The 11,133-nt window shown below is 66.8% G+C and carries 7 protein-coding genes; 5 read left to right on the top strand and 2 right to left on the bottom strand.

Features of this window, described 5'->3' with window-relative positions; genetic code table 11:
* Positions 1-2 precede the first annotated feature (2 nt).
* Positions 3-623, top strand: coding sequence for a class I SAM-dependent DNA methyltransferase (locus ATO3_RS17170; RefSeq protein WP_088651114.1), 621 nt, complete (start codon positions 3-5; stop codon positions 621-623).
* Entirely contained in the window at positions 620-1,069 is a 450-nt protein-coding gene (locus ATO3_RS17165; protein WP_088651113.1) for a GNAT family N-acetyltransferase, read from the top strand. Before ATO3_RS17170 ends, ATO3_RS17165 begins: the two co-directional genes overlap by 4 nt.
* Before the next feature lie 35 nt (positions 1,070-1,104).
* On the opposite strand, the gene ATO3_RS17160 is transcribed toward ATO3_RS17165, so the two are convergent.
* Together ATO3_RS17160 and ATO3_RS17155 are read right to left on the bottom strand one after the other, a co-directional pair.
* A complete protein-coding gene (locus ATO3_RS17160) occupies positions 1,105-4,470 on the bottom strand; it encodes a calcium-binding protein (protein WP_088651112.1) in 3,366 nt (1,121 codons plus the stop codon).
* A 257-nt stretch (positions 4,471-4,727) separates the two neighbouring features.
* Entirely contained in the window at positions 4,728-5,312 is a 585-nt protein-coding gene (locus tag ATO3_RS17155; RefSeq protein ID WP_088651111.1) for a TetR/AcrR family transcriptional regulator, read from the bottom strand.
* A gap of 213 nt (positions 5,313-5,525) precedes the next feature.
* On the opposite strand from ATO3_RS17155, the gene ATO3_RS17150 reads away from it, so the two are divergent.
* The 3 genes from ATO3_RS17150 to ATO3_RS17140 are packed head-to-tail and all read left to right on the top strand — an operon-like array spanning position 5,526 to position 11,128.
* Positions 5,526-6,608 carry an efflux RND transporter periplasmic adaptor subunit gene (locus ATO3_RS17150; protein WP_233152196.1) on the top strand — a complete coding sequence of 361 codons (1,083 nt, stop codon included), beginning with the start codon at positions 5,526-5,528 and terminating at the stop codon, positions 6,606-6,608.
* A gap of 6 nt (positions 6,609-6,614) precedes the next feature.
* Complete coding sequence (locus tag ATO3_RS17145; protein ID WP_088651110.1) at positions 6,615-9,725, top strand: efflux RND transporter permease subunit; 3,111 nt, start codon at positions 6,615-6,617, stop codon at positions 9,723-9,725.
* On the top strand, positions 9,722-11,128 hold the full coding sequence (locus ATO3_RS17140) for an efflux transporter outer membrane subunit (protein ID WP_088651109.1): 1,407 nt from the start codon (positions 9,722-9,724) through the stop codon (positions 11,126-11,128). The genes ATO3_RS17145 and ATO3_RS17140 overlap by 4 nt, the downstream gene beginning before the upstream one ends.
* Positions 11,129-11,133: the final 5 nt, after the last annotated feature.

Genomic DNA, 11,133 nt, shown 5'->3' with positions numbered 1-11,133 from the left:
CCATGCACGATTACGACCTGGACCGCGCCTATACGATAGACGGTCCCGACAGTGCCCGCGCCCTTTATGGCAAGTGGGCGGCCACCTATGACGACAGCTTTGCCGATGACTGGGGCTTTGTCGCCCCGCAGCGCATTGCCGAGCTTTACCTGTCAGAAAGCAATGGCGACACGCCGATCCTCGACATCGGCGCCGGCACCGGGCTGGTGGCCGAACATTTGCAGGGCGAGACGGTCGATGCCTTCGACATCACCCCCGAGATGCTGGAGATCGCGGCGGCCAAGTCCATCTACCGTGACCTGATCCAGGGCAACCTGCTGGCGCCCATCGACCTGCCCGACGACGGCTATGGCGGCGTGATCTCTTGCGGGACCTTCACCCATGGCCATGTCGGCCCCGCCTGTTTTCCGGAACTGCTGCGCATCGTGCGGCCCGGCGGGCTGTTCGTCTGCGGAACGATCCCGCCGGTGATGGACGGGATGGGCTTCGGCTCGGCGCTGGCGACGATGCAGGCCAGGGGCCTGATCTCGCCCCTGCGGTTTGTGGAAATCGAAATCTACACCAACAAGGACCACCCCCACGCGGACGACCGCGGCCTGGTGATGGTCTTCCGCAAGTCATGACGCTGACGCCCGTACAACCCGAAGACGCCGGGGCCCTGGCCGATCTGCTGGCGCAGGCCTTCGCCGATTATGCCCGGGGGCTGGGGCGCGACCAGCCCGGCCCCTATGACTGGGTGCCCGCGCGGATCGCGGCGGGCGAATGCTTCTGGCTGGACGAGAGCCGGACCGGCGCGGCGGTGCTGAAGCCCGAGGGCCGGTCGATGAAGCTTGACGTGCTGGGCGTGCGGCCCGAGGCGCAGGGATCGGGTCTGGGCGCCCGTGCCGTGGCCGCGATCGAGGCCCATGCAAGGGCGCAGGGTGCGCGGGTGCTGCACCTGCAGACGGCGCAATGCTATACCCACCTGGTCGCCTTCTATTCGCGGCTGGGCTTTCGCGTGAACGCGGTCGGCCCGCATCCCGAGGGGATGGATGACCGGCTGCGGGTCTTCATGGTCAAGCGGCTCTGAGGCCCGCGGCGCGCCCCGGGCGCGCCGAACGCTGCTCAGCGGAAGACGAAGTTCGACGCCATCTTGATGTCGGCCCGTGTGAAATCCCCCGCGACCAGGATGAAGCCGTGGTTGCCGACCTTGATCTCGACCCCCTGCCCGTCCTTTTCGTAGCGGAAAGCCAGGTCGTCCAGAGACTTCACGTCGTCGAATTCCAGCTCGATTACGTCTTCTCCGGGCGTGAAATCCTCGATCCGGTCGCCCAGCGCGATTTCGTCCTCGGCATAGCCGAAGGTGTCGCGCCCGGTCCAGCCCGTGACGCTGTCGGCGCCGGGGCCCCCGCGCAGCTCGTCCTCGCCAATGCCGCCGTTCATCACGTCATCGCCCACGCCGCCCAGCAGCCGGTCGGCACCCTTCTGGCCCTTCATCAGGTCGTCGCCCTGGTGGCCGGCCAGCTTGTCGTTGCCCTCGCCGCCGATCAGTTCGTCGTCGCCGGCCCAGCCATAAAGCCGGTCGTTGCCGTCCTCGCCGTTCATCAGGTCGTTGCCCGTCTCGCCGGTCAGCTTGTCGTCGCCGGCCCGGCCGAAGATCCGGTCGTTGCCCGCGCCGCCGACCAGATCGTCGTCGCCTCTGGTCCCGATGATCTGCCTGTCGTCGACGGTCTGCCCGACCTGCCCGCCCTGTCCCTCGCCCAAAAAGAAGGTCAGCTCGGCCATCTCGTAGGGCTTGAGGTCGAAGCTCAGCTCGTTGCTGTCGAAGGTGTAGTCCGTCAGTTTGGCCCGGGTGTCATGTTCGCCGTAGTAGAAGCGTTCGCCGCCGACGATGATGTACTCGGCCTCCACCTTGCCTTCGCCCTGGACGAAATGGATCCCGTCCGAACTGGTGTTCGAGGTATCGATGCTCACCCGCACCGCCTTGCCGCTTTCGAATTCGGGCACGATGGCCGACAGGTCCAGATCCAGGTGCGTCTCCTCGGCCACGCGGGAGGCGACGTAGAAGACGACCTTCTCGTCCGAGTAATAGCCGTTGATCTCGACCGCACCGTCGCCGCCGGTATAGTCCAGCTCCAGGTTCTCCATCCCGGGCAGGCTGTCGCGCATCAGATCGTAGGTGGCGCCACGGATCGTGTTGACGACCCGGTCGCCGTCATCCAGCAGCACCGCATCGCCCGAGGCACCGGCAAGGTCGGTGGTGGTGTTGTGCTGCACCGCCCAGATATGCGCCACGTCCGCGCCAAGCGTGACGGCGTATTCCACCTGTTCGGAAAACACGCCGGTGTACTTCAGACCGTTCTGCAGCAGGTTCGACGTCTTGAGGTTCCACTCGGTCAGGTAAAGATCCAGGTCCCGGTCCAGGGCGTCTTCCCAGACCGCATAGTCGACATCGATGTTGTTGACCTCTGAACTGCCGTCCTCGAAGATGTCGAGCTTCTCGTTGTAATAGTAATGCTCGACCACGCCGTCGATATTCGCCTTGGCCTGGGCCGAAAGCGTGTCGATGATCTGCTGGTTGGCCGCCTCGACCCGGACCATGTAGCCGCGGTCGTCCACGCTGAAGTGGAATTCGGACCCCGCGTTGGGCGTGCCCATCTGCACGATGATGTCGGGTTCCTGCGCCGGGGCGATGCCGGCATCCTCGAAGCCGCGCAGGATCGACCGGATCGCGATATTGGCCTTGGAGGCATAGGCGGTCTCGCCCATCTCCCAGTATTCGTTGCCGATCTCGAAGGCATCGACCACGTCGCCGTACTCTTCCATCACCGTGGCGGTGAAGCGGCGGATCTCGGGACCGAAATCCTGGTACGCGTCGGTATCGAGGTACTTCGTCGGGATCACCAGCGCGACCTTCTTCGCGTCCGAGGCATCTCCGTCGCCATCGGGGTCGCGCGCCCAGTCGAGGAAATCGGTCAGTTCGGGACGCAGCGCGGGTTCGCCATCCTCGCCCTTCACCATCTTGACGACGTTGAGCCATTCGACCCCGTCGTCATCCGCGCTCTGCCCGTCGCCCTGGCCGGCGGGGAAACGGATGTACTCAGACTCTAGCGCGTCGGTCGCGTCGCGGAAGCTTTGCACCGGGTCGCCCTGTTCGGTGTTCACCTTGTAGACGGCATTGGCCCCGAAAAGCGCGTCCGGCACCACGTTGCCGGTCGCCACCGCGCCGGTCACGTCGATCTCGAGGCTGGAGAAGGCATCCGCCCCGAAGCCCGAGATGTCCACCGTCGGGGTTTCGACGCTGTCGCCCGCGTCGTCGGGGTTCGTGGGGGCCAGATCCTCGCCATAGGTGTCCAGCGCGTATTGCGTGTCGATCACATAGGCCGCCAGTCTCCCCTGGTAATAGACGACGAAAAGCCCCTCGTCGCTGTAATCCTCGACCTCGACATCTTCGGCGATCTCCTCGTCCGTCAGCTCGGTGCCGTCGGCATGCAGCAGGAAGAGCGTCTCGTTCAGGCGCAGCCCCTCACCCGGCTTTTCGCCGAAGACGAAGACCGGATCGGCATCGTCGCTTTCGGGCACGACCACCTCGAAGATGTCGGTGCCCTCGGTGTCGACCACGAGGCCGCCGTCGTCGTCGTAGCGGACGTCGAACATGTAATCCCCGTCGTCGCCGCGCATCACGTCGTCGCCCGCCCCGCCCGAGACATAGTCGAACGCGGTCGAGGCCGGCGCACCCGGATCGGTGGCGTCGATCACGTCGTTGCCCGGCCCGCCGTCCAGCAGGTCGTTGCCGTCGCCGCCGATCAGCACGTCGTTGCCGCCGCCGCCTTCGAACACATCGTCCTTGTTGTCGTAGAGGTCGCCGATGAAGATGTCGTCGCCCTCCAGCCGCGAGGTCACGGCGGGAGAGAAGTTGCCGACCCAGATCGACTGGGTGTTCAGATCCTCGGCCGAGTAGCCCTTGATGATCGCCACCACGCGGTCGTCGTACAGGATGTCGACATCGCCGTCCTCGTTCTCCTCGGCGATCAGCCCGGCCTCGAGCACGCCGCGATAGGGCACCACCTGCCCGTCGCTCTGGATGAAGAGCACGCGGTCGGGATTGTCCTGCAGGTCGTCCAGCGTAAAGTCTAGGTCCTCGATCACGACCGGCGCGGCGTCCTCGGGTCCGTCGACGATGACCTCGAACAGGTCGGTGCCCGGCCCGCCTTCGAGGATATCGCCATCATCGCCGGCCAGCACGTCGTCACCGGCGCCGGCCAGGATCCGGACGGGCGGCTGCGGGGGGCCGGGCTCTGCCCCAGGTTCGGGTGGGGCGCTGATGCCGCTCAGGATATCGTCCCCATCGGTGCCCGAGATCACCTGCGGCTCTTCGAGATCCGGATCGCGCCCGTCGGACACAGCGCCGTCATCGTCGTCGTCATCGCCGAAATAGGTGAAGGCGGCCACGCCAACGGCGGCAAAGAGAAGGAAGGCGAATGGTCCCATGCTGCGCCCCCTGCGCGGGTCAGAGATCTCTTGGGCCGCCGGGACAGATGCCCCGTTGGTGACACATTTCCAGAAAACTGCTTTGCAAATGGGAACAAGAACCCGTGTTCGCGGGGGACCTCAGCGCGGATTTCCTGAAAGGCCGGAAAAAACGCGATCACGTGGGAAACAATATAGATCCTGCCGCGCAATTGTCGCCGGCTTCACGTGTCTGCCTCCCGAGTCACCCTGGCCCCCGCAGCGCCCCGGGCGCCCGCCTAAGCCAGAAGGTAACGCGCCACCTCGAGTTGCTCCTCCCAGATCGCGTCCAGCGCCTCGGTCAGGTTGTCGGCGCCGCCCTCGGCCCAGCGTCCGATGGCCAATCCTGACAGGCGCATCGTCCAGTCCGCCAGACCCTTGCGCAGGCGCGGGTCCATCCCGGGTGTGCGCTCGGCCAGGCAATCGGCCAGATCCGCCGCGAGTTTCTCGATCTCGGTGTCTATGGTCCACTTTACCCGACCGCTCTCACGCCAGAGCCTTCCAAGGCCGACGATGATGTCCTGACGCTCTTCCAGCTGTTCGACATTCGCCTTCAGGATCACAAGCAGATCTTGCCGCAGTGGCCCGGTGCTGCGGACAAAGGCCGCCTTCGCCTCATCCGGAAAACCCGGCGGATGCCCGACGGCCGCGGCTTCCTTGTTCGAATAGTAATTGAAGAACGTCCGCGGCGAGACGCCCGCCCGCTCCGCGATCGCCTCGGTGGTGACATGCTCGAATCCCTGCTCCTCCGCCAGGGCCAGCGTGGCCCGCTGGATTTCCAGTGCGGTTTCGAGGCGGCGGCGTTCGCGTAACGGAATTTTCATCAAGAGCAATCCTTGCAGTCAACGCAATGTTTACGTAAGTCGCACATCAAGGGGAGCGAGGTCAACAGATGGACGTGAGGTTACATGATTCGAGTCGTCTTCCCGGGCCCGGCCCGGCTTGCCATGCTGGTCGGCCTGATCTGCGCATCGCTGGTTTCCGCAACACAGGTTTCGGCACAGGTTTCTGCTCAAGGCGCGCAAGAGACCCCGCCGATGGAAGTCGGCACCATCACCATGGAACGCGAGACGGTGCCGCGGATCGTGACGCTTCCGGGTCGCGCCGTCGCCTTCCAGAAGGTTGATATCCGCCCCCGCATCGGCGGCGTGATCGAGGAGATCCTCTATACACCCGGCGCCGATCTCTCGGTCGGCGATCCCCTGTTCCGCATCGACGACGCGGCCTATCGCGCCAATGTCGCCCAGGCCGAGGCGGATCTTGCCACCGCCGAGGCCAATCTGCCGGTCGCAGAAGCCGCGCTGAAGCGGGCCGAGCAGCTGGCCGGGCGCGGCTATACCGAGGCCGAGGTCGACAATGCCCGCGCCACCCGGGCCGAGGCGCAGGCCAACCTCGACGCGGCCCGCGCCGCGCTGGACTATGCCCGGACCGAGCTGTCCTGGACCACGATCACCAGCCCGATCAAGGGCGTGGCCGATGTCGCGCCGGTCTCTGTCGGCGATCTTGTCACCGTCGGTCAGGCCGATGCGCTGACCCGGGTGACGCGGCTGGACCCGATCGATGTCGAGATGCTCGAAGCGTCGGCCCGGATGCTGGAGCTGCGGGCGCAGATCGCCAACGGCACGCTGGAACAGAACCCCGACCTCGAAGCGCGGCTGATGCTGGAAAACGGCGCGGTCTACGAAGGCACGGGCCGCATGGTCAGCCCCGGCACCGGCGTGTCGACCTCCACCGGCACCTTCACCGTGCGCTTCCGTTTCGCCAACCCCGACCGGATCATCCTGCCCGGCATGTTCCTGCGCGGAGAGATCACGGTGGGCACGATGCAGGCCTTCCTGGTCCCGCAGCGGGCCGCCCAGCGGAACAATTCCGGCGCCCTGACCGCCCTTGTCGCCGATGCGGACGGCACCGCGCGCAACGTCATCCTGCAAGAGGAAGGCACGCACGAAAATGCCTGGATCGTGACATCGGGGCTTGAGAATGGCGACCGGCTGATCGTGGACGGGCTGAAATCCCTGCGGGCGGGCCAGCCGGTCGCGCCGGTTGCCGTGACGATCGACGCCGACGGCATCACCCGCGACCTCGCCTCCACCTCCGAAACCACCGAAACCGACGGCTGAACCCTTATGGCATCCTTCTTCATTCACCGCCCAGTCTTTGCCTGGGTGCTGGCCATCGTCGTCATGCTGGTGGGCACCTTCGGCCTGATCAGCCTGCCGATCTCGCAATATCCCGACATCGCGCCGACCACGGTGCGGGTCTCGGCCACCTATACCGGCGCCAGCGCCGAGACGGTCGAAAACTCGGTCACCACCGTCATCGAGGACGGCATGACCGGGCTGGACGGGCTGATCTACATGACCTCGTCCTCGAGCGAGGGATCGTCGAGCATCTCGCTGACCTTCGACGACACGATCGACCCGGACATGGCGCAAGTCCAGGTGCAGAACCGGCTGCAGCTGGTGCAATCCACGCTGCCTGCCTCGGTCACGCAGCAGGGGGTGCGGGTCAACCGGTCGACCTCGTCGATCCTGATGGTCGGCGCGCTGGTCTCCGAGGACGGGCGCTTCAGCTCGGTCGAGCTGGGCGACCTGCTGAGCGCGACCATCGAGGACCCCGTGCAGCGGACCGACGGCGTGGGGTCGATCAACGTGTTCGGCACCCAGTTCGCCATGCGGATCTGGCTCGATCCCGCGCGGCTGTTCCAGTACCAGCTGACACCGGCCGACGTGACCTCGGCCGTGTCCGAGCAGAACACCAACGTCACCGTCGGCTCGCTCGGCGATCAGCCGGTGGTGAAGGGGCAGCAGTTCACCGTCTCGCTGTCGGCACAGTCGCAGCTCAGCTCGGTCCAGGACTTCCAGCGCATCCTGCTGAAAACCAATCCCGACGGCTCGGCCGTCTATCTCGCCGACGTGGCGAGGGTGGAACTGGCGCAGGAGAGTTTCTCGTCCAGCTCGCGCTACAACGGCCACCCCGCCGCGGGCTTCGGCGTGAACCTCGCCACCGGTGCCAACGCGGTGGAGACGGCCGAGCGCGTGCGCGCGGTGATCGACGGGATCCGCAGCGCCCTGCCCGAGGGTGTCACCGTCGAATATCCCTACGACACCTCTCCCTTCGTCGAGGAATCCATCAGCCAAGTCTATCACACGCTGATCGAGGCGGTGGTGCTGGTCTTCCTCGTGATCCTGCTGTTCCTGCAAAGCTGGCGCGCGACACTGATCCCCACCGTCGCCGTGCCGGTCGTCCTGCTGGGCACCTTCGGCGTGCTCGCCGCCTTTGGCATGTCGATCAACACGCTGTCGATGTTCGCCCTGGTGCTGGCCATCGGCCTGCTGGTCGACGACGCCATCGTCGTGGTGGAGAACGTCGAACGGGTGATGGAGGACGAGGGCCTCGACCCGAAGGCCGCCACCGAGAAGTCGATGAGAGAGATCTCCTCGGCGCTGGTGGGCATCGTGATGGTGCTGTCGGCGGTGTTCCTGCCGATGGCCTTCATGTCCGGCTCCACCGGCGTGATCTATCGCCAGTTCTCGGTCACCATCATCACGGCGATGGTGCTGTCGCTCTTCGTGGCGCTGATCCTGACGCCGGCGATGTGCGCCTCGCTGCTGAAGCCGTCGCATGGCGAGGCCCGCCTTGCCCCGATCCGGTGGTTCAACGGCGGGCTCGACCGGCTGACCAACGGCTATGCCGGCGCCGCGCGGCGGCTTGGGCGGCGGCCGTTCCGGATGATCCTGGTGCTGGTCGCGGTGATTTACGGGGCCTGGGTCGTCTATGACCGCCTGCCGTCGTCCTTCCTGCCGACCGAGGACCAGGGCGTGCTGATGGCGATGATCGAGCTGCCCGAGGGTGCCACGCTTGGCCAGACCGAGGACGCGGTGGCCAGGATCGAGGAGTACATGCTGACCCAGGAAAGCGAGGCGGTCGAAAGCGTCTTCGCCGCCGTGGGCTTCAGCTTTGGCGGCTCGGGCCAGAACAGCGCGATGATGTTTGTCAAGCTCAAGGACTACGAAGAGCGCCCAGGCCAGACCGCCGGAGACCTGATGAACCGGGCCAACGGCGCCTTCTGGAACAACCGGATGGGGCAGGTCTTCTTCCTGCAGCCTCCCGCGATCCCGGGCATGGGCACCTCGTCGGGCTTCACGATGTACCTGGTCGACCAGGGCGGCGAAGGGCAGATCGCCCTGAAGGACGCCGCCGATCAGCTGGTTGCCAACGCGACAGCCGATGGTCGCGTGACCAACCTGCGCGGCAACGACGACGCGACGAAGCCCTCGCTGCAGCTGAACATCGACCAGCAGAAGGCCGAGGCGCTCGGCGTGTCCCTGACGGATGTGAACGCGTTGCTGGCCACGGTCTTCGCGGGCTCCTACGTCAACGATTTCCCGCTGGGCAACGACCTGCGCGAGGTGATCGTGCAGGGCGACGCGCGCTGGCGGATGCAGCCCGAAGATGTCGACGCCTGGTACGTGCGCAACAGCTCGGGCGACATGGTGCCGCTGTCGGCCTTTGTCAGCCGCAGCTGGGATACCGTGACACCATCGCTGTCCCGGTACGGCGGCACCCGGGCCATGGAACTGTCGGGCGCGGCCAATGGCGTCAGCTCGGGCGTGGCGATGGAGCTGATGGAACAGCTGACCGAGGACCTGCCGGGCAGCTACAGCACCGCCTGGACCGGGCTGAGCTACCAGGAACGGCTGTCGGGCAACCAGGAGCCGCTGCTCTACACGCTCTCGGCGCTCGTGGTGTTCCTTTGCCTTGCCGCGCTTTACGAAAGCTGGACGGTGCCCTTCGCGGTGATGCTCTCGGTCCCTGTCGGCATACTCGGCGCGCTGCTGATCACCTGGTATTTCGGTCAGTCGAACGACGTCTATTTCAAGGTCGGCCTGCTGACCACGATCGGCCTTGCCTCGCGCAATGCCATCCTGATCGTCGAATTCGCCGAGGCCCTTCGCCAGGAGGGTCAGGAGCTGATCGAGGCCACGATCACCGCGTCGCGCCAGCGTCTGCGGCCGATCCTGATGACCTCGCTCGCCTTCGGCTTCGGCATCCTGCCGCTGGCCCTGGCCAGCGGGGCCGGCGCCAATGCCCAGCATTCCATCGGGATCGGGATGCTTGGCGGCATCATCTTTTCCGCACTCTTCGGGATCCTGATGGTCCCGGTCTTCTACATCGCGGTGCTCAAGGCCGTGGCCCTGACCCGGCGCCGGCGCCCGCAAGAGGTGACGACATGAGACTACCCTCGCTCTCCCTGATCGCGATCCTGGCCGTGGCCGGCTGCACCGTCGGGCCCGATTACAACCGCCCGGCCACCGCGCTGTCGGCCCGTTTCGTGGGCGGCGACGCCGCCACGGTGGGCCAGGTCGCCGCCGACCGCTGGTGGCTGTCCTACGAGGACCGGCTGCTGTCGGACCTGGTGACGCGCGGGCTGGCGCAGAACCTCGACGTGATGGCCGCGACCGAGGCCATCAACCAGGCCAGGGCCGAGCTGCGCGCCACCGGCGTCAACGCCCAGGCCAGTGGCGGGATCGACGCCGCAAGCCGCGTCTCGGGCGGGTCCGAGATCTCGGGCAGGCGGGAAAGCTCCAGCGCCGAGCTGGGCGCGGCCTATGTCATCGACCTCTTCGGCGGCTACCGCCGGTCCCAACAGGCGGCCGAGGCGAACCTCGTCGCCGCCCAGGCCGACGTGGAGACCGTGCGCCTTGCCTGGCTGGCCGAACTGGTCGCGGCCTATTCCGATGCGCGTTACTATCAGGCCGCACTTGCGCTGACGCGCGAGACGATCTCGAACCGGGAAGAGACGGTGGAGATCACGCGGGGCGAATACGAATTCGGCGCCGCCACCGAATACGAGGTCGCCCAGGCCGAGGCGCTGCTGGCCACCGCCCGCGCCAACCTGCCGGAATTCGCGGCGCTCTTCGATGCCAATGTCTACGCGATTGCCACGCTTCTGAACGAGAACGCCGGCCCGATCATGCAGGCGATGCAGGCCGGCGCCCCACAGCTGCGCACGCCACCGGGCGGCGCCACCGGCGTCCCCGCCGACCTGCTGCGCAACCGCCCCGACGTGCGCAGCGCCGAGGCGGATCTCGCCGCCGCCACCGCCCGCATCGGCGTGGCCGAGGCCGAGCTCTACCCGTCGCTCACCCTCACCGGGACCGTGGCCCGCGCCTCCAGCGCCTCGACCTGGGGCTTCGGCCCGGCACTGTCGCTGCCGGTCTTCAACCAGGGCGCGCTGCAGGCCAACCGGAACGCCGCCGTCTCGCAGGCCCGGCAGGCCGAGATCGCCTGGCGCGCCTCGGTGACCAATGCGGTGGAGGATGTGCAGGTCGGCGCCTCGAACCTCGCGCGGTATCGCCAGCGCGCCACGGCCCTGCGCCGCGCGGTCGAGGATTACAACCGCGCCCTGACCCTGGCGCAGGAGAATTACCGCAACGGCGCGATCACCCTGCTGGACCTGCTGGACACCGACCGCGCCACGGCGCAGGCCCGGATCTCGGCCGCCTCGGCGGTCAATGCCTCGGCCCAGGCCTGGGCCAAGCTGAAGATCGCCACCGGCGCAGGCGCCGCGGCCGCCTCCGGCATGCCCGAAACAACCGTCACCGCGCAGGCCGCAACCCCGGTGTCCGGCGGCTAAGCCCC

This window comes from Marinibacterium profundimaris, from assembly GCF_002210095.1.
Taxonomy (GTDB): Bacteria; Pseudomonadota; Alphaproteobacteria; order Rhodobacterales; family Rhodobacteraceae; genus Marinibacterium; species Marinibacterium profundimaris.
The sequence above is the reverse complement of the archived record's forward strand: the minus strand, read 5'-3'. Positions and strand labels throughout refer to the sequence as shown.

What these genes read in the sequence shown, in the direction of transcription:
- ATO3_RS17170 (WP_088651114.1), top strand. Translation starts at nt 3, where the DNA reads ATGCACGATTACGACCTGGACCGCGCCTATACGATAGACGGTCCCGAC.
- ATO3_RS17165 (WP_088651113.1), top strand. Translation starts at nt 620, where the DNA reads ATGACGCTGACGCCCGTACAACCCGAAGACGCCGGGGCCCTGGCCGAT.
- ATO3_RS17160 (WP_088651112.1), bottom strand. Translation starts at nt 4,470, where the DNA reads ATGGGACCATTCGCCTTCCTTCTCTTTGCCGCCGTTGGCGTGGCCGCC.
- ATO3_RS17155 (WP_088651111.1), bottom strand. Translation starts at nt 5,312, where the DNA reads ATGAAAATTCCGTTACGCGAACGCCGCCGCCTCGAAACCGCACTGGAA.
- ATO3_RS17150 (WP_233152196.1), top strand. Translation starts at nt 5,526, where the DNA reads ATGGAAGTCGGCACCATCACCATGGAACGCGAGACGGTGCCGCGGATC.
- ATO3_RS17145 (WP_088651110.1), top strand. Translation starts at nt 6,615, where the DNA reads ATGGCATCCTTCTTCATTCACCGCCCAGTCTTTGCCTGGGTGCTGGCC.
- ATO3_RS17140 (WP_088651109.1), top strand. Translation starts at nt 9,722, where the DNA reads ATGAGACTACCCTCGCTCTCCCTGATCGCGATCCTGGCCGTGGCCGGC.